We start from the raw sequence: 18,864 nt of genomic DNA on the forward strand, positions 1-18,864 counted from the left end.
CGTCCCGTCATTCCCGCGTAGGAAGGATTGTCGGCACCACGGACGCCGCCGCTTTTGTATCCTTTCGTCCCGTCATTCCCGCGTAGGAAGGATTGTCGGCACCACGGACGCCGCCGCTTTTACATCCTTTCGTCCCGTCATTCCCGCGTAGGAAGGATTGTCGGCAACAAGGACGCCGCCGCTTTTACATCCTTTCGTCCCGTCATTCCCGCGTAGGCGGGAAACCAGGAAAAAATGAAAAAACCCAGGGACATGTACTTGTTACGTGTCCCGTTTTTTACGAATCGGCGGGGAGGCTGTGCGGCTGAGCCGTGCGTTCACCCGACCAGAGGCGCAAAATTCGGGTGGTCGGCCCGCCACAACGTTGATTTCCTTCATCGATGTCATTCGCCCGGGAACGAGTCCTTCGACGGAGCAAACAATGCGTTCGATGGTTAAATACTGTGTCCTCGGAATTTCCGTGTTCGTGTGCGCCGCGGTCCTACTTTTCTTATTTGCGAAACCCGTATTCGCCGATGATGATACAGTGCCGGGGCCGCCGGCAGAGCCCATACCACTACCGATGGTTCGTATCTCGAGGAATAGTCTGTCCTCATTTAATATGGAAATACGGGATCAAAAATATGGCGCCGTCAACTTGAAACAGCCGACGGTCAGCATGCATCTGCACAGGAATTAGTTGCGGCGGGAAACGGTGATGCGACGGTCATTGGCGGCACAAAAAATAATGGTGATGAAATGGTGCGAAGATGGCGCATATGGAGGTATCGCGGGGACGGTACAATTTCATGGTTCAAAGCGTGTAATATTGCGACCTGCGTGTGGAGTGTCGAAGTCGGCGCGGCACTTGCCGGCCCTGATGGGCGAACAGTATTTCAGTTCAGTTGTAGTGGGGACGACAACGAGTTAGTGATTGTAGATAACGTAGGCGAGATTGAGTGGGGAGGATCCATTGCGCTCCCGCGTTATTCCGCCAAACTAACCTCGAGAAATAATAGTGATGAGTTCTTGCTGGTCGAGAATATGGCAAGAAAAATAATAGCTACTAAGTACGCCTTTGATGGTACGAAAAAATGGAGTGTAGGATATCAGCCACAAGAATTAGGGGGCGTCAAATCGGTGTACCTGGAAGACGCGGTCGCAGGGGCGAACGACGACTGGTGGGCTTACGGCTTTATCTCGTGGTACGAATACCCACATTTATGTGACGCGGACACTCGGTACTTCGCTGTACGCCTGAGTCGCGAAGGCAAGATACTGGCCGATACCGAATGGACGTATGATATCGAGAAGAACGACGATTTGGAGGGTGATTTCGCCGTGCGCGTATCCAGCGGCTCGCAAATCATTGTCATCACCAACGAAGAAACACCGGATGATGACGATGACAATAACGACGACGAATCGCCCGACGGCGCAAACGCTTCGGACGACGATGACGACAACGACGAAGGCTGCGGCTGCTCGTTATTCTAGATATACGTGAGACCTACCAGCGATTGCCTAGCGTGCGGGATTGGCGAATTAATACTATCGAAAGACGAATGCGGGTCGGCGAATCGCGAGCCGTGATGCAATGGCGTTGAAGACGCCGGTGAAACGGTTGCTCAGTAGCACATCTTTTCGGCCGGGCGCCGTTCGGGGACTTCCTGGGTTTGGCGGTTGCCTTCAACGACGAGGCGGTGAACGAAGAGGCCGCAGTAGCATTGGCCGTATTCTTCAATGTCGGGTTCGGAGTAGTCGCAGGGGCAGATGATGTCGCGGTCGTTGTCGAAGTCTTCGGACGAGAGGCGGCACGGGCAGCTAGGATGCCCATAGCGCTGCTTATTTTTCCAGAGGCCGTCGATCAAGGGACGGACGATGTCGGCATTCGGGTTGAAGTGCAGTCCTTTGCGCTCAGCGATTTGTTTAAACAACTCGAAAAGATCGGCGGCGCTCTTTGGTTTCTTGCTCATTCTTGTCTCCCGAAAACCTGTCTTACTTCGTCTGGATTCGTGCCGATGAGTATCACTTCGCCGGCCTCGATGATGGGGAAAGAGACGATCGGGTGATACTTGCGGAAGTTATCGATTATCTTGATGCGCTCTTCCCGCGGCATGGTATCGACGGCCACCAGGTCGTAATCGATCCCAAGCTGGTCGAGATACTCTTTCACACGGCGGCAGCGGGGGCACGTCGTGATAATGTAAACAGTCGGGCGTTGCGCGGACGTTTCTGTCATTTCCTTTTCCTTTATTTCGCGACGAATCGGCCCGATAGTAGACAAGGCAAAAGGCTATTGTCAATCAAGCGAATCTTCGCCGATTATCCCGACCACATTATTCCGGCCAAAAAACGTCCGTTTCGACTTCTTCCGGATAGCGGTTTTCCAGCAAGTAGTCTTCGTAGCGAACGTCCTCGGCCACAAAACGCTTGAAGAAAGCCGTTACGTATCCGGCGGAAACCTGATTAGCCAAGGCGACCGGGATGTGCGTGGGCACGTCGCAACCGCGCTCGGGGCCGCGAAACATCTCGGGCACCAGGGAACACGCATCCGTTGCGCTGTAGTGGCTGCCGCGCAGAAGGTTGATGTGCAATTTGTAATCGGCCTCCGCCATGTCGAAGGCGCGGCGGGTCGCCTCGTTGCCGATGCCGACGATTTCGTCGAACTCGGATTGCAGCATCAAAAAGGGCTTGTTGAACGAGTGTGGGTACCACGGCAAGAAGATCGGGTTGAGCGGCGCGATGGCGTCAATAAAGGGATGGATGGCGCCCGCCTGCATCGTGGTCAAGCCGCCGTAGCTGTGACCGGTCATGCCGACGTGAGAAAAGTCGATCGGCGGTACGAGGCTGATGTCGCCGCTTTCTGCTGGCAGGTTTTGCATCGTGTCGTACACGAACTGGATATCCACCAGGCGGTCGTACACGCCGGCAAGCGTGGACAGCGGGTTGAGGATTACGACTTGCTCGTCGGGAATATTGGTGAAGATGGCGTTGGCGTAATGGTCCGGTGAGACAACGACGAAGCCGTGACTGGCCAGGTGTTCGCAGAGCGTGAAATTTTGGAAGCGAATGGCCGAGAGCCCGTGGCTGAAAATGATCAACGGGAAAGGTTGGTCGAGTACGATAGGCGGCGCGTCACGTCCGGCCTTGGTGACAAGCCCCATGACCTCCGGCAGCAGGTCGCCGTAAATCGCGTCCATGACTCCCTGCGCCCATTTGGGAATCGGACCGACCATGTCCATCGTCGTATTCGTATCGCCGGGTCCCGCGGCGGGGTACCACACTTCGACGGGCAGGGTGCGAGGCATATCGCCCCACACTTCCCACCGGCTTTCATCGATGAACATTAAGGTCGTCACGCCGACGTCATAGGGCCCCAGCTCCTCCGGCGGGAAGAAGTCGGTCAGTTCGGCCCAGGGTGTGGAAAGGTCGACGCTACTGGAGTCTTCCTGGTTGTTGGTATCATCGCTACCGCAACCCGCAACGGTTAATACGAGAAGTAGAAATCCAAGGAGAACGCGCGGGAAGCGAAACCGTGAATATTTCATCGTGCTTCGCCTCTCAATAATGATTATCCGCACCATAGCGAGGGAGACGGGATCTCCGCAAGCCGTTTTGTTGAAATTCCCGCGAAAAAACGATGGGTCGAGCACCTGCCGGTCCAGAACAATCAAGGTTTGTACACCTCGACCGGATTGCCCGCCGGGAACGCCGGTGGTACAAAGCGCGATACACTTTTGGTAAGGACATGCCGGCAAAACGACGAAAAAAACGTATCCTCGTCATTGAGGACGATGAGATCACGCGGGAGATGTTGCAGCGAACGTTAAGCCGCGCGGGCTTTCGTGTCTCCACCGCGCCAAACGGATTGAAACTGGTATCGAGCCTCAATGTGTCGAAACCCGATTTGATTCTGTTGGATGTAATGATGAGTTGGGTCAACGGGATTGAGTTGTGTCGGTTGATCGGTCGCATTCGCGAATACCGCGACGTACCGGTGATTTTTGTCAGTGGTCACTCGGATGCCAAGACGATTGAGGAGTGCAAGGCGGCCGGCGGTGTGGAATTCATCGCGAAACCTATTGATCTTGCGCTTCTTATCAGTGCGGTGAAAAAGTATTTAGGGATCGGTGCCGACGGTTAACGAAGGAGATGACATCATCGACTATGGGTACACCGCATTGTTGGGGTTGCTGCAGGGCATCACGGAATTCTTGCCGGTCAGTTCCTCCGGCCACCTGGTCATCGCGCAGCATTTGTTCGGCATGCGCGACGCCTCGCTATTCCTCGATACGATTTTGCATTTGGGCACGCTGGCGGCCGTGGTGGCGGTGTTTTGGTCCGATCTAAAAGAGTTGTGCGCCGCTGTTCCGCTATTGTGGCGATGGGGGCCGAGGCGGGCTTGGCGGGAGCACGGCAACTTTCGCCTGTTGGTGTGGCTCGCGGTCGGCACGCTGCCGGCGGCCGTGGTGGGTTTGGTGCTGGCCGATTTCTTCGAGGCGGCATTCGGCTCGGTGCGGGCCGTTGGGGCGGCGCTGTTCTTTACGGCGCTGGTGTTGTTTACCGCGGCTTGGAAACGACAGCGCGCCACGCCGCTATTTGAAACCCGCGGTTGGCAGGCCTTGGGTGTGGGCTTGGCGCAGGCTTTGGCGATCATGCCCGGGATCAGCCGTAGCGGCATGACGATTGTCGTGGGCCAGCATCTGGGTTTGGCGCGTGATGCGGCGGCGCGTCTGAGTTTTCTGTTGGCCATTCCGGCCATTTTGGGTGCGGTTTTGTTGCAGGCCATAAAGTTGGAGAGCGTGCCGGCGGGATTCGCGCCGGCGGCGATCGTGGGGTTTGTGACGGCGGCCGTTTCCGGGTATCTTTCACTCAGACTTCTATTGCGTTTCGTACAAAAAGGGCGACTGCACTTCTTCGGTGTGTACTGTTTGTTAGCCGGATCGTTTGCTCTTTTTGTGGGTTTATAACCGCCTCGGGAAGGAGACATCGCGTCATGAAGCGTGCTCTTATCACGGGCATTACCGGGCAGGATGGTTCATACCTGGCCGAGCTTTTGCTCGATAAAGGATATCAAGTTACGGGGATGGTACGCCGGGCCAGCACGGAGAAGTTCGAGCGTATCGAACATCTGCGTGAAAAGATTGACATCCGGCAGGGGGACTTGCTCGACCAGCTCAGTCTGATTCGCCTGATCGAAGAGGAAGAGCCGGAAGAAATCTACAACCTGGCGGCAATGAGTTTCGTTCCCACCAGTTGGAACCAGCCGGTGCTGACGGCCGAATTCACCGGCGTCGGCGTCACGCGCGTGCTGGAAGCCGTGCGCCTGGTCAATCCGCGGATCAAGTTCTATCAAGCCAGCAGCTCCGAAATGTTCGGCAAGGTGCGCGAAATACCCCAAAAAGAAACGACGCCTTATTATCCGCGCAGTCCCTACGGCGTGGCGAAGGCATACGGGCATTTCATTACCGTGAATTATCGCGAAAGCTATGAAATTTTTGCGTGTTCCGGAATCCTCTTCAATCACGAATCACCGCGACGCGGCTTGGAGTTCGTCACGCGAAAGGTGACGCACGGCGCGGCGATGATCAAACTGGGCAAGCAAGAACAATTGGCGATGGGCAACTTGGACGCCAAGCGCGACTGGGGCTTTGCGGGCGACTACGTGCGGGCGATGTGGTTGATGTTGCAGCAAGACGAAGCCGACGATTACGTCATCGCCACGGGGGAAACTCACTCGGTGCGGGAGTTGGTCGAGATCGCGTTTCAACGCGTCGGTCTGGATTGGCAGGACTATGTGACCGTTGATCCGCGCTTTATGCGACCGGCCGAAGTGGACTTCTTGATCGGCGATTTTTCCAAAGCCAAAGAAAAATTAGGCTGGGAACCACGCGTCAAATTCCGCGAACTGGTCGAAATGATGGTGGACGCGGACCTAGCTGCAGGTAAGCGGAAAATGGAAATAGGCCTGCTATAGCGGCAGGGAAGGACCGGAAACCTTGTGAATATCGCAGTCACCGGAGCAGGCGGTTTCGTCGGCGCGCACTTGTGCGCGCATCTGGCCGCGTGCGGCGATCGCATCACCGCGACCGACCGAGACGCCCCGGCTCGGGACCGCTGCCAAAACGAAGCCCTTGACGTGACCGACGCGGCGGCCGTCGACCGCTTTTTTGCCGCGCAGCGATTCGACGCTGTTTTGCACTTGGCGGCGATTGCCTTCGTGCCGGAAGCCGAACGGGATCCGGCAACGGCCATGCACGTCAACGTGGGCGGCACGGCCAATGTGTTACATGCCGTGGCGAAACACCAAGACAAAGCCCGCGTGCTGGTCATTTCGTCGGCCGAAGTGTACGGAGCGCCGGCGGCGGAAGAGATGCCGATCACCGAGGAGTTTGCCGTACGGCCCGTTCATGCCTACGCGTTCAGCAAGTGGCTGGCTGAGCAGTACGCTCGTTTCGTGGCTGACCGTGAGGATATCGATCTGCTAATCGCACGGCCTTTTTCGCATATCGGGCCGGGCCAGCGGCCCGTGTTCGCCGCGGCAAGTTTCGCCAAGCAACTGGCCGAGATCGCCGCAGGCCGCCAGGAGCCGATCATTCGCGTGGGAGATCTCTCGGCCAAGCGGGATGTGGCCGACGTTCGCGACGTGGTGCGGGCGTATCGCCTGGCGCTGGAAAAACTGCCGAACGGGGCGGTTTTCAACGTTTGCAGTGGCAAAGAAAGGGCGATTGGCGACATTCTAAACGATTTGATCGAACTCGCGGGGATCGAGGTGAGGGTTGAGGTCGACGAGTCTCGTTTACGCGCCCATGATATCCCGGTGATACGCGGCGCGCACGAGTATTTAACGCGCTTTACGGGTTGGCAGCCCGAGATCACCTGGCGGCAAACGCTGACGGACTTGTTCCAGGCGTGGCGGCTGGGCGAAGGATGAGCTAACAACAAGAAAATACTAATTTTCTTGGTAAACAACGCCGATGAGTTAACATCACATCGGGGGATCGTGTGAGCAACGAGACGGAGAAAAAGGAATTGAACCGTCCCGAGGGGGCCGCTGCAGGCGTCGAAGCTGACGCCGGCGCAGCGAAAGCCGCGGATTCCGACAAGCGGAAGTCGGAGGCGCCGGCCCAAGCGAAGCGGCCGCCGCCCGTCGGCAACCGCGCGGCTGAAGTGATCGTACAGCGCGGTCTCAACGACTTACGGGCGACGGTGCAGGTCATTCCACCCACCGGTAACGGCCAACACGTTAACATCGAAAAATTGCGGAAGGCGCTGGCCGATAAAAAAGTCATCCACGGCATCGACGAAGAAGCGCTGGCACGAATCGTTGCCGAAAGAAGCTACGCTCAGGTCCTTACCGTAGCCCACGGCGACGTGCCGCAAGACGGTCTCGACGCGCAACTTGTGTATCACTACGACAAGCTTATCGAGCGCCAGGACAGCAGCCTGGATAACCTGGGCCAGGTTAACTACAAGGAATTGGGCAACATAATCAGCGCCGATCCCGAGACGTTGCTGTTGGAAAAAATCCCGCCGACCGAGGGGGAACCCGGGCAAACGGTGACCGGCAAGCCGATTCGGCAGATCAAAGGCAAAGATCTTAAGATCCGTTGCGGCAAAGGGGTTCGCGTCGACCCGTCGGGGTTGAAATGGTTCAGCGAGATCGCCGGACAAGTGATTTACCGCAACGACCAGATCAGCATCGAAAACGTGCTCGAGGTCGAGAACGTCGACTCCGAAACGGGGAATGTTCATTTCAAGGGGACGGTCATCGTCAAGGGCATTGTCGAGGACGGCTTTGTCATCGATACGACGGCGGATATTCGTATCATGGGTAGTGTGGGTGCGGCAAAGCTGACGGCGCGCGGCGATATCGCCGTGGTCGGCGGTGTGTTCGGCAAGGGGCAGGCGGTAATTACCACGACCGAGGGGTCGATCTATGTGAGGTTTTCACAGGACGCACGATTGCGCGCCGCTCGCCACATTGTAATTGAAGAGTATTCGCGCAATAGCACGTTGCGAGCCGGCCACACGATTCACGTGGTTAACCAAAATCCGAACCGGGGCCGAATTTTGGGCGGCAGCGCCTCGGCGATCGACGAGATTCACGCCAACAACATCGGCGGCGAGATGGAAATCGCCACGCGGATCATGGTGGGTATTTCGAAAGAGGACGTGGACCGTATCAACGAGTTAGAGACGGCGATACAAAAGCGTTTTGAAAACCTCGAAAAATTGAACAAGAGCGTGTTCATTATCCAGCGTGAAAAGGCTGCCAAGGGCGTGCAACTTGATGAGCGACGACAGGAAATATACACGCGATTGCTGGATCTTCTGACTGCCTTGCGCGAAAACGCACGCTACGGCATTCTGGAGTTAGTGGAACTGTACCGCAGCGTTTATGCCCACAGGAAAAGCTACTTGCACGTCAACAACCAAATATTCCCCAACGTCGACATCAATATTCAGTTGGCGACAATGGTGGTGCGCAAACCAATCACCTTCGCTTCGCTTTCCAACAACGAGAACGAGGTTAACGTGATGCCCTTTAGGGACCATGACAATGTCAATTCCGAAACTGACGAAGGATGACGTCAAGGCGCATCTGGAGAGCGAAAAATCGCTCCGGAAAGTCGACCTGAGCGGCCTGTTTCTGGAGAAACTGGACCTAAATGGCGTCAGCTTCCACGGCAGCGTTTTGCACATGACCCAATTCCACCATTGCGTATTGGATGAGGCCAATTTCGAAGGCGTCGTCGTTACTCGGGCTTGCTTCAGCCACTGCCAGCTTACCGGCGCGATTTTTACCGGTGCGCGAGGCGCCGGCGCGATTTTCGAGGAATGCGAAATGACCGGCGCGAAATTTGACAAAGCACAATTCGAGCGAGCGGCTCTGTTGCGGTGCAACTGCCGTGAGTCGACGTTTGCCGCCGCGCGGATGCGGCATGCGTTGTTGGACGGCGGCGATTTTAGCGGCTGCGATTTCAGTAAATGCGTCATGGCCCTGGTGACAATTCAGAACTGCCAAGTTCAGAATGCGAAGTTCGTGAGCGCCAATCTCAATTGCGCCTATCTGGCCGAACTTGATTTGACCGGCAGCGATTTTTCGCAATCGCGGCTCGTCGCCTGCAATATGGCCCGCTCTACGTTGCAGGGTTGCGAATTTGCCAAAGCCATGCTCATCGGCACGAACCTGGCCGGCGTGGATTTGAAGGGCGTAAATTTGCAGGTTGCGTACCAAGAAGCGATCCAAACCGAGGAAGATGAATTGCCGACCGAACGGTCGGCCGAAAGCGAGGAAACGCCGCGCTAGAAACCCGCAAATACGAATTCTCGAGCTCCCTTACTTTCACAGATTGCGAACGCGCGGTTCCCGGCATTTGATCCGGCGCGGGACCGATGACTTTCCTCAACACGATTACGACGCCTCGTAAAACATCCGTCGAACATCGCTTCTTCGTTGTTGCGGATCGCCGCGCGCCGCCGTATCGCTTATGCGGGTGAGTTTTTCGCGTACCTATGTCATCATGGCTGCAAACGGAGGGAACGACGGTGGCGAAATCGCTGGCTCTGAACGGCGGAATGCCGGTGCGGAAAACGCTTTTGCCCTACGGACGGCAATCGCTGGACGAGTCGGATCTCCAGGCCGTGGCGCGGGTGTTTCAGGGGGATTGGCTGACCCAGGGGCCCGCCGTGGCCAGGTTTGAGGATGCCTTCGCCGATGCCCTCGGAGCGAGATACGCGGTCGCCTTTTCCAGCGGCACCGCGGCGTTGCATAGCGCTTGTTTCGCAGCGGGATTGGGACCGGAGGACGAAGTCATTGTGCCGGCGATGACGTTCGCGGCAACGGCCAACGCGGCGCTTTTCGTCGGTGCGAAGCCGGTATTCGTCGACGTCGACGCCCGAACCGGCTTGCTGGATCCGGCCGATATCGCGCGCGTACTCTCGCCGCGCACCCGAACGGTTATCCCCGTGCATTACGCGGGGCGGCCGGTCGACATGGACGCGCTTGCGGAAGTGATCGACGGCCGGGATATCACGATTATTGAGGACGCGTGTCATGCCCTCGGCGCGATGTATCGCGGCACTCCCGCGGGGCGATTAGGCGACATGGCGTGTTTCAGTTTCCATCCTGTCAAACACATCACGACCGGCGAGGGCGGCATGGTGGTGACCGACGACGCGCAGTACGCCGAGCGGCTGCGGCTGTTTCGCAACCACGGCATCGTGCGCGACGAGGCGGCGGTGCGGCGCGAAGGGGGCTGGCACAACGAGATGCGCGCGCTTGGCTACAACTATCGCATCACGGACATCCAGTGCGCGTTGGGCCTAAACCAGTTGCGGCGGCTGGACCAATTTCTATCGGCGCGGTTGTTTCATGCCGCGCGTTACGACACGGAGTTGGCCGACCTACCTGAGGTGACGGTGTTGCCGCAACAAGACGACTTCTTGTGCGCCTACCACTTGTATCCGTCGCTGTTCGATATGGACGCGTTATCCTGCGACAAGAAAACGCTTTTCGCGGGCCTGCGGGCCGAGGGCATCGGAGTTCAAGTGCACTATATCCCGGTGCCGCGACACCCCTATTACCGGCAGCGCGGATACGACCCGGCCGACACGCCGGGCGCCGAAGAGTTCTTCGCGCGGGAGATTTCGTTGCCGCTATTTGCCGACATGACCGATGACGACCGCGGCGACGTGATCGCGGCGGTGCGCAAGGTCGTCACGGCATTCAGGAGGTAGAGACGATGCAGAAAGCGCTAGTGGTTGTCGCCCATCCCGACGACGAAGTGCTCGGTTGCGGCGGCACCGTGGCCCGCTTGCGGCGGCAAGGTGTAGAGGTGCGGTTTATTGTGTGCGGCGAGGGCGTGACCAGCCGCGAGGATGCCGACCAAACCCAAGTGGCAGAGCTCGACGTGCACCTGCGGCAGGCCGCGAAAATTCTTGGCGTCGACGACGTATTCCACCTGGAGTTTCCCGACAACCGCTTCGATGCGCGCGACCGGTTGGATCTCATCAAAGCTGTGGAGGCGCACGGCTTGTCTTTTGAGCCCGATGTCGTGTTCACGCACCATCCGTCAGATCTCAACATCGATCACCGCTACGTTCACGACGCGGTCATGACGGCTTTTCGCCCGCTGCCGCACACCAAACCGGTGGCTCTTTACGGCGTGGAGATTGCGTCCAGTACCGGTTGGGGCGCGGCGGAATCGGCGCCCGCCTTTGTGCCGAATGTGTTCGCGGATATCACGGAAACATTGGACCAGAAAATCGCAGCGATGGACGCGTATGCGAGCGAGAAAAGAGCATGGCCGCACCCGCGTTCGGCCGAAGCCCTGCGGGCGGCCGCGCGTTACTGGGGAAGCCGTGTCGGCTTGGAGGCAGCGGAACCTTTCGTGCTTTTCCGTTCGTACTTCTGAGGCAATCGCACCCGCTTCTCGATAAGTAATCGAGGTTGCCAACGCGGTCGATGATCGCAATGTTAATACCACCTACAACGTGTACGAATTTAAGAGTCGATCCGGGGAAGCGTGTAAAGTGAAACCGTTCTCTCGCGGGCGCTGGCTTTACTTGGCGGCGATGATCGTCGCGATGGCGGGCTATGCGGTTGCGGCCGAGCCAAACATTGCCGGCACCTCCACGACGGTTCCCTACCTTTTTTCCGATTACATTCAGGACGAACAGCGTTCGTATGTGGCGCTGTACGAGTATCTGGATTTCAGCGCCTTGAATTTGGGAACGGAGCGGCTGGACGTGTATTTCGCGGGCTGGGGACGCGCTGACGCGGCCGACAAGCTCGACGAAGACGACAACGCCGTGGGCGATGCGCAGGTGACCTCGGCCTTCTTGCGGTGGCGCGATGAAGGCAATCGTCTCGACATGACGCTGGGTCGCCGTTACATCAATATCGGGCCGGCGGCCGAAGCGATTGACAGCCTTGCCGTCGATTTCCGCCCTATCGAGTATCTTGGCTTGGAGGGCTTCGGCGGCGTACCGGTGTATAGCGAGGTCGGAGAACGCGACGGCGACTACGGCGCGGGAGCACGCCTGCATGCGGGATGGCGCCGGTATTTCGAATTCGGCGCATCGACCGCGGCGCTCTGGGAAAAGGGCGAGAGTGATCGGTTGATTTTCGGCGGCGATTTCGGCGTGTGGCCGGTACCGCACGCGGAATTGTTAAGCCACGGTTATTACGATTTCCTTTTCGGATCCTGGTACGACGTCGATGCGCTGTTAATCGTGCGGCCGATGATGGACATGAAAATCCTGGGCCGCTACGAGCGCGAAATGCCGTCCGCCTTTCTGGGTATGGGCTCGTGGTTCTCGATCTTTTCGTACGACTCCATCGACAAATTATCGGGTGAGACCAGCGTCCTGCTGGCTTCTCACTTCAACCTCGCGGCCGAGTACAATCGTTACGTGTACGACCACGACGACCCGGCCGACCGCTACGGTGGATCGTTCGGCGTCGTGTGGGGCGAGCGCCGCGATAACTCGGCCAGCCTGGGTGTGCATCGCCTGCGCGGCGGCGACCGCGGCTATTTCGAAACCCGCGCGTACGCCGTGCAACGAGTCCTCCGCGTGCTGCAAATCTCGCTGGATTTGATCCACTACCGGCTCGATGAAGAGATGTACGGCGTCGATCAGGGCTTCGACAGCATCGGCAGCCTCGGCTGGGACGTTTCAAAAGAGGTGGCGCTGCAAGGCTCGGGAATGTACCGCATCAGCCCTTACTACGCGCAAGATGTGCGCGGCTTGTTGAAACTCACGTACCGCTTCGGCGACATGCGGCGCGGGGCGGTGCACTGATGTCGCGCGCTAAGACCTTCCACGCGATTTGGCTGGCGGTGGCGCTGGCGCTTGTCTGTCAGGTTGCGCTGCACGCCACGTCCCGAGACGAAATCATCTTCAGCCACGAACGGCACCGACGGGCGAATGTGGCGTGCGAGTCGTGTCACGCGGCCACGTTGAGCGATACCGGCGTATTTCGGAAACGGCCCGATCACGCCGTGTGCGGCCAGTGTCACGACGTAACCGGCCGATGCAAACAGTGTCACACGCGGTCCGACGCCGCGAAATCCGACACGAAAAAAGAACGCATTACGAATTTCACGCATGAGTTTCCGGCGCAACACAAAAAACCGTGCATCGCATGTCACGGCGACGCGCTTGATATCAAGCCCGTATCCAACGGCGGGCATTCACGTTGCGGCGAATGCCACGCTTCCGACCTGCACAAACTGTTGTGCGCGAAATGCCATCGTCGGATGTCCCGCGAGCGTTTGTACCGCTTGCAGGGCTTCACCCACGACAACAATTTCCCGGCGGAACACGGCGCCATGGCGATGCGCTCGCCCCGCGTGTGCATGCAATGTCATCGCGAAGCGTACTGCAACGATTGCCACGCCAAGAAACCGGGGCTCAAACCCAGCGTGAAGTTTCCCGAGCAAGTGCGGCGAAAATTCATCCACCGCGGCGACTGGCTCACGAAACACCATATCGAAGGGCGGACCGAACGCGCCAAGTGCGTCAAGTGCCACGGGCAGTCGGATTGTCGAAGCTGTCATGATCGCGAACGCGTCTCGGCACGGTCGGGCAAGTCGCACATTCGCCACCCGGGCGGCTGGATGTCGCCGGGCAGTTCGCACTTTCACGGCGAGCAGGCGCGGCGGGACATCGTTTCGTGCGCCACCTGCCACCACGCCAAGGGGCCGGGGTACTGCCTGGATTGCCATCAGGCATCCGGCGGTCGCAACCCGCACCCGCCCGGTTGGAATTCGCCCGGCAAAAACACTTCCGATCGCATGTGCAAGAAGTGTCACGGAAAATGAGGCCGGAATGATAAACAGCCGCCGCACGATTTCCAGCGCGCTCTTTGCCGCGTTGCTCGTGGTGTCCGGCTTATGGCTGTGGGCGTGCGCGACGCCCCAAGACGAAGCGCCGCCGGGGCAGCCGCCCGCGGAGTCGGACAACGTCTATCCGCACGGGGAGGATTTCGTGCTCGCCACCCAGCACGGCGTGTTCGCGTTAAGCGAAGGGGGCGCAAGCTGCCGCGAGTGCCACGGCGCCGATCTACGCGGGGGGTGGTCGGGCGTTTCGTGTGGACAGTGTCACGCGATACCGGATCTGCCCGGTTTATAGCGCGCGGAATTGTTCCGGTTTGAGCGCGCTGCGGTCGCGGCTTTCGAGAATGTCGCGCAGGCGGCGTACCGCGTCGTCCTTGTCTTCGGGCATGCGCACTTTAAGCGGCACGTAGTTGCTGGCGTGGTTGCTCATGAACAGACCATCGCTCATGTGCGTGTGTTCGAGCATCAGCGCCAGTTCTTCCAAGCCGACGAATTCGTCGGGCAGTTGCCACTCCTTTTTCTCCTGCAGTTCCCACAGCGGCGTGCCGGGCACTACCATGACCGTCAGGGCGCCGGCGAATTCCGGGTCGATGGCCGACAGCACGCGGCCGGTCGCAATGGCGTGCTCGCGGGGGCGGCCCGGCGAAATGCCGAGCAACACGGTGATCGACAGCGCGATGCCTGACTCTTTCACGTGGCGGCCGGCGGCGATCATCTGCTCGCCGGTGCGTCCTTTGCAGATGAACTCCAACGTGGCGTCGTCGCCGGACTCGAGCCCGAAGTAGATGATTCCCAGGCCGAGTTCCCGCAGCTCCCGTAATTCTTCCACGCTTTTTTTCTCGATGCTCTTGGCGTTGCCGTAAATACCGACACGCTCGCAACCCGGGAGGCTTTCGCGCAGTTTTTCCAGAATGCGCACCAAGCGGGCCTGCGGAATGATCAACGCGTCGCCGTCGGCCAGAAACACGCGCCGCCACGACCGCAGCGCCGCCATTTCGTCGATTTCGGCAAAGAGCCTCGCTTCGTCTTTGATGCGGAAACGTGCTCCTTTGTAGGTTGGGCAGAAAGTGCACTTGTTGTGGCTACAGCCGAACGTGGCCTGCAAGATCAGGGAGCGGGCTTCACTGGGCGGCCGGATGACGATGCCTTCGTATTGCATGAATTAACCTTCACAGTTCGGATCGTGTTCGCACATTTTGCGCTCGAAACGGGGGCGGTCGATCGTGATGCTCATGGAGGCGCGCGCCTCGTCGAGCTGCCGCGAGTAATCGGGTTGGGCGAAATAGTTGCGACCTTCTTGGGTTTGCGGCAGCATCATTTCGGAGGTTTCCCATTTGTAGTTTTCGCCCGTGTGGCTGTCGACCAAACAGTCGAGATACACAGCGAAGGAGATCGCTGCCAGGTCGTAACCCTGCGCGGCGAGTTGCTCGTTGATGGCGAGCATGGCGCCGTGGGCGGCCGGGTCGATGAACTTGAACCAGCGGTCGTAGAAAACGGCGTTGTGGAAGTATTCCGGGATATTCATGAGGGCGTCTTTTTCCAGCAGTGTCGCGACCCACGTGAGTAGTTCCTGGACGCGGCTGCCGACGCCAAGACCCGGATGCTGTTGGCCGGGCAGGCGGGATCGGCCTTCCGGGAACACGCCTTTGAAGTGTTGCATCAGGATCCACTCGATGGCCAGCACGTCGAGATGGGGAAGCTTGAAACCATCGACAAACTGCTCGTGGGTGATGTACCGCCCTTCGCGCAAAACGACTTCGCCCAGCAGCGCCGGTTCACCGTCGGTGGTGTCGTAGATGCGCATAAAGTGCTCTCGAGGGCCGCGGGCGTGAAATTCAAGGTGAATGTCGAGGTAGCCCAATTCGCGCAGTCGTTCCAAGATGCCGAAGCGTTCGAACGCTTTCAGCGTGCGTTTCTTTTCGAAGTGCCCCATAAACAGCAAACTGGTTTTCTCGCCGCCGAGTTGGTCGACGAGTTCGCTTTCGCTGAAATCCACGTGGATCGGATCGCCGCCATCCAGGAGAGAAAAGAGTCGTAGTCGTTTTTTCGGCATGCGGCGAAATGCCCTCCATTGAGTCCATGCGTGTTGCAGATACTATACACATGACGCAACGCGTTATCAAACTGTAGGAAGGGTATCAGACCATTTTTTCCGGTCGAACGTCGGCCTTTTCCTTGCGGCCGGCGTTGAAGATGCGGTATCCCCAATCCAGGCGAACAAAAGCGAAGAGCATCAAGACGATCAAGGCGAGAAAGCCGATGGCCAGTTTCGTATTGTGCACTTCCCGAACGAATATTTTGCCCTGACCCACCGGGGGGATTTCCTTGGGCGTCAGCGGTAGGCCGTAACGCGTGGCAAGGCGTTCGATATTCAGCAAATGGACGACGGGAACACCTTTGAGAATGAAGTTGCCCATGACCGAATCGACACGGGATACGCCCGAAGGCGCGGTGCGGTTCAAGCCGGCGTGGAAGAGCTTGCGGCCCAATCGCGCGCCGACCGAAGCCGTGCCGCCGCCGACGTTGATATACGCCTTGATCTCACGGCCGGCGGCCCACTCGCGGTAAATATCCATGCGCTCGCTCACGCTCTCCTGGTAGCTGTCGGTACGAATCGGGTAAAGGCCGCTGCGGTCTATGGCGCGATCCACCACGCGCCGCCCCGCTTTGGAAAGACCCAGGCCACGGTCTTCGAGGCCGCCGCGGGAAATAGCTGCAGAGCGGTACTTGAACACGCCCTCCTTGAACAAGTATTTTTCCATATCGGGCCATAGGAATTTGGGATTATTGGCGCCCCATTGGGAAGAACCGGTGCTGCTGATAATGATGGCCTCAAGATCGATCGCCTGTAACGCCGCGTGGACGCAGAGGTTCAGAGCGGGGTAAGAGCCGGACATTCCCACGGCGACCAAGTCGCCCGATTCCACGTCGCCCCGACGCAAAAAATGGACGATCAGCGCCGCGAAATTCGGATTGATGGTCGTCTGCTTAGCCGGTAGATGGCCGGGGTTGGTGGTGACCGATGAAAGCAACTGTCCGATGAGATAAGAATCGGTTGGATCGGCATCGGGATCGAGTTGCACGCCACGCCGCTTGGCTTCGATTTTCAACGCTTTGAAAGAGTCCATCGCAATACGCGCGGCCTGGACTTTTTCTTTGAAGAACGGCTGTTCCTGTTGGATGCGGTTTTTTTCCACGAGCAGCAAGCCGGCCAAGGCGACAACCGCGATCAAGAATAATGCCCGCACCGAAACGCGTTGCGGTCGCCAATACAGCCTCTTCATGTAAGTAGCTCCGGACCGGCGGTGAGGATCAAGATGAGGCGCACGCAGGAAGCCACGATGAGCATCGAAGCCATCGTTTGCAGCACCCCTTGGCGATCCATCCAAATAGCGATCAGCCCCGGAATAACGAAGCCGATGACGGTGAATTCTTCCATCGGCAGTTGCAGCCACTGGCGCACGGCCATGCCCAGCAGATAGCCGATCAGAATCATCAGCGCCGAACGCCGTCGACCGTAGATGATCATGAACGAGGTGAGGGCGCGCACGATGCCGAAGGTGGCCAGGGCGACCGCGACGGTGATCGCCACATCCCACGGGCTGTTGAGATACAAAGCGACATAACCGGGAACGATCAAGCCGCCGGACGCTATCCCGAACAATTCGGTAAACAACATCCCGACGACAAGGCCGATTCCCACCGAGAGTGACAGCAATTCAGTCATGCGGCGCCTCCCAATACGGCCCGATTTTTGAAGTAACGAACCAGCGGCAAGCCCGGCCCGCCAATATTGCCCATGCCGATCACGAGCGCCGATCTACCACACACTTCGACGATGCTCTCAAACACTTCGTCGACGCCCATTTGGTCGACGAATACGAAGCGGCGAGGGCCGATATTGCGCTTGCTCGCCAAACTCGCGAAGTGGTAGGCACCGGTCCCCATGAGCAGCACCGAGTCGGCATCGTGCCAGAATGTGGCGTCTTGTACCATTTGCGCGGTGCGTGAAGGCCGGTCGGCCCGCATGTTAAACACGGCGATCACCCGATCGAGGTCGGGGTGCCGGGCGCGGGCCATATTCCAGACGCGCTCGGTGGATTCGGGGTCGTTAGCCGCGAAACCGTTGGCGAAATAAATTTGGCGTCCGAAGAAGTCAACTACGTACACCGACATGGCGCCGGGGTCCGGCTGGGCTTTCCACATCCCACGCATGGCGGTGTCGCGATCCACTCCGAAATGCTCGAGCACTTTGAGGCAAAGGGCGACATTTTCAGCGTGTTCGGTATACAGGAAGCGGTCGAGTTCGGCCTGCGTCACGGCGGCCACGTCCTGCCGGGTCGTGGCGATCAACTCGGTGCCTCGGTCGCGCGCGGCCATTTCCAGAATGTCGTAATGGCGCTGCTCAGCGGTGAACGCGACGCCTCCGGCCGGAAGGATGCCCGCCAAGGTCCTAGCCACGTCGGCCTCGGTCGGTCCCATCACGTCGAGGTGATCGGCGCGGCAGTTGGTGATCACGGCGTGGGTGGCGCGCACGAGCTTGTTCTCGCTGATCCAATGTAACTCGGGCTGCAGCGCCATGCATTCGATCACCAACGCTTCGCAACCCATTTCCGCGGCGGCGGCGATGATGCGCTTTTGTTCGATAATGTTCGGGCCGGACGGGCGAAAAACGGGGATTTCCTCGCCGTCGGGCAAAATCATGCGGGCCAGAGTTCCGGTGGTTTTCGCGGCGGTGATGGTGCCGGCCTCGCGCAGCCCGGCGGCAAGTAGGCGGGTCACGCTGGATTTTCCGCGGGTTCCGGCCACGTGGATCCGCTTCGGAATGCGTGACAACCACCGGTAGTGGCTGAAACGTTCCAATATCCCGAGGCTCAAAAATCCGCCGGTAATAGCGGATAGAACTTCAAAAGCGGTCAACAAATCAGCCGCAACCTCCTTTTTACAAAGCGATTTTCGCGACTGCCGATAAGAGAAAGGTGTAACACCGCGGACTTGCTTTGTAAATCAAAAATATGGTCGTGGGAGGCATCAG

20 protein-coding genes are annotated in these 18,864 nt (G+C 58.5%); 12 read left to right on the plus strand and 8 right to left on the minus strand.

Annotated elements, in window-relative coordinates:
• Positions 1-1,119 precede the first annotated feature (1,119 nt).
• Entirely contained in the window at positions 1,120-1,476 is a 357-nt protein-coding gene (locus P9L99_16240) for a hypothetical protein (protein MDP8224910.1), read from the plus strand.
• A 131-nt stretch (positions 1,477-1,607) separates the two neighbouring features.
• On the opposite strand, the gene P9L99_16245 is transcribed toward P9L99_16240, so the two are convergent.
• The 3 genes from P9L99_16245 to P9L99_16255 form a co-directional block, all read right to left on the minus strand.
• Positions 1,608-1,955 (minus strand): ferredoxin-thioredoxin reductase catalytic domain-containing protein, encoded by a 348-nt coding sequence (locus P9L99_16245; protein ID MDP8224911.1) that lies wholly within the window; start codon positions 1,953-1,955, stop codon positions 1,608-1,610.
• Complete coding sequence (locus tag P9L99_16250) at positions 1,952-2,221, minus strand: glutaredoxin family protein (GenBank protein MDP8224912.1); 270 nt, start codon at positions 2,219-2,221, stop codon at positions 1,952-1,954. The genes P9L99_16245 and P9L99_16250 overlap by 4 nt, the downstream gene beginning before the upstream one ends.
• A 97-nt stretch (positions 2,222-2,318) precedes the next feature.
• Positions 2,319-3,530 carry a dienelactone hydrolase family protein gene (locus tag P9L99_16255; GenBank protein ID MDP8224913.1) on the minus strand — a complete coding sequence of 404 codons (1,212 nt, stop codon included), beginning with the start codon at positions 3,528-3,530 and terminating at the stop codon, positions 2,319-2,321.
• Positions 3,531-3,622: 92 nt separating this feature from the next.
• Between P9L99_16255 and P9L99_16260 the strand changes: the two genes are divergently transcribed.
• From P9L99_16260 to P9L99_16310, 11 genes are all read left to right on the plus strand, one after another.
• The gene (locus tag P9L99_16260; GenBank protein ID MDP8224914.1) at positions 3,623-4,126 is read left to right on the plus strand and encodes a response regulator; all 504 of its coding nucleotides are present in this window, start codon (positions 3,623-3,625) and stop codon (positions 4,124-4,126) included.
• The gene (locus tag P9L99_16265) at positions 4,113-4,952 is read left to right on the plus strand and encodes an undecaprenyl-diphosphate phosphatase (protein MDP8224915.1); all 840 of its coding nucleotides are present in this window, start codon (positions 4,113-4,115) and stop codon (positions 4,950-4,952) included. The genes P9L99_16260 and P9L99_16265 overlap by 14 nt, the downstream gene beginning before the upstream one ends.
• A 26-nt stretch (positions 4,953-4,978) precedes the next feature.
• Entirely contained in the window at positions 4,979-5,959 is a 981-nt protein-coding gene (gene gmd / locus P9L99_16270) for a GDP-mannose 4,6-dehydratase (GenBank protein ID MDP8224916.1), read from the plus strand.
• Between the two features lie 24 nt (positions 5,960-5,983).
• Complete coding sequence (locus P9L99_16275; GenBank protein ID MDP8224917.1) at positions 5,984-6,916, plus strand: NAD-dependent epimerase/dehydratase family protein; 933 nt, start codon at positions 5,984-5,986, stop codon at positions 6,914-6,916.
• Between the two features lie 71 nt (positions 6,917-6,987).
• A complete protein-coding gene (locus P9L99_16280) occupies positions 6,988-8,574 on the plus strand; it encodes a FapA family protein (GenBank protein ID MDP8224918.1) in 1,587 nt (528 codons plus the stop codon).
• Positions 8,546-9,295 carry a pentapeptide repeat-containing protein gene (locus P9L99_16285; GenBank protein MDP8224919.1) on the plus strand — a complete coding sequence of 250 codons (750 nt, stop codon included), beginning with the start codon at positions 8,546-8,548 and terminating at the stop codon, positions 9,293-9,295. The genes P9L99_16280 and P9L99_16285 overlap by 29 nt, the downstream gene beginning before the upstream one ends.
• A gap of 239 nt (positions 9,296-9,534) precedes the next feature.
• Positions 9,535-10,725: a UDP-4-amino-4,6-dideoxy-N-acetyl-beta-L-altrosamine transaminase gene (gene pseC, locus P9L99_16290; GenBank protein ID MDP8224920.1), complete on the plus strand. Its 1,191-nt coding sequence runs from the start codon at positions 9,535-9,537 to the stop codon at positions 10,723-10,725.
• A 5-nt stretch (positions 10,726-10,730) separates the two neighbouring features.
• Complete coding sequence (locus P9L99_16295; protein MDP8224921.1) at positions 10,731-11,402, plus strand: PIG-L deacetylase family protein; 672 nt, start codon at positions 10,731-10,733, stop codon at positions 11,400-11,402.
• Positions 11,403-11,520: 118 nt separating this feature from the next.
• On the plus strand, positions 11,521-12,792 hold the full coding sequence (locus tag P9L99_16300; GenBank protein MDP8224922.1) for a hypothetical protein: 1,272 nt from the start codon (positions 11,521-11,523) through the stop codon (positions 12,790-12,792).
• Positions 12,792-13,814: a hypothetical protein gene (locus P9L99_16305; GenBank protein MDP8224923.1), complete on the plus strand. Its 1,023-nt coding sequence runs from the start codon at positions 12,792-12,794 to the stop codon at positions 13,812-13,814. Before P9L99_16300 ends, P9L99_16305 begins: the two co-directional genes overlap by 1 nt.
• A gap of 7 nt (positions 13,815-13,821) precedes the next feature.
• On the plus strand, positions 13,822-14,124 hold the full coding sequence (locus P9L99_16310; protein ID MDP8224924.1) for a hypothetical protein: 303 nt from the start codon (positions 13,822-13,824) through the stop codon (positions 14,122-14,124).
• On the opposite strand, the gene P9L99_16315 is transcribed toward P9L99_16310, so the two are convergent.
• From P9L99_16315 to pgsB, 5 genes are all read right to left on the minus strand, one after another.
• Positions 14,119-14,988, minus strand: a complete 870-nt coding sequence (locus tag P9L99_16315; GenBank protein ID MDP8224925.1) for a radical SAM protein — start codon at positions 14,986-14,988, stop codon at positions 14,119-14,121. The genes P9L99_16310 and P9L99_16315 overlap by 6 nt on opposite strands.
• Positions 14,989-14,991: 3 nt before the next feature.
• Positions 14,992-15,882, minus strand: coding sequence for a hypothetical protein (locus P9L99_16320; GenBank protein ID MDP8224926.1), 891 nt, complete (start codon positions 15,880-15,882; stop codon positions 14,992-14,994).
• An 85-nt stretch (positions 15,883-15,967) separates the two neighbouring features.
• Positions 15,968-17,113 carry a poly-gamma-glutamate system protein gene (gene pgsW, locus P9L99_16325; GenBank protein MDP8224927.1) on the minus strand — a complete coding sequence of 382 codons (1,146 nt, stop codon included), beginning with the start codon at positions 17,111-17,113 and terminating at the stop codon, positions 15,968-15,970.
• Positions 17,110-17,556, minus strand: a complete 447-nt coding sequence (pgsC, locus tag P9L99_16330) for a poly-gamma-glutamate biosynthesis protein PgsC (GenBank protein ID MDP8224928.1) — start codon at positions 17,554-17,556, stop codon at positions 17,110-17,112. Before pgsC ends, pgsW begins: the two co-directional genes overlap by 4 nt.
• On the minus strand, positions 17,553-18,749 hold the full coding sequence (gene pgsB / locus P9L99_16335) for a poly-gamma-glutamate synthase PgsB (protein ID MDP8224929.1): 1,197 nt from the start codon (positions 18,747-18,749) through the stop codon (positions 17,553-17,555). Before pgsB ends, pgsC begins: the two co-directional genes overlap by 4 nt.
• Positions 18,750-18,864 lie beyond the last annotated feature (115 nt).

Origin of the sequence: Candidatus Lernaella stagnicola (assembly GCA_030765525.1) — a bacterium.
Classification (GTDB): domain Bacteria; phylum Lernaellota; class Lernaellaia; order Lernaellales; family Lernaellaceae; genus Lernaella; species Lernaella stagnicola.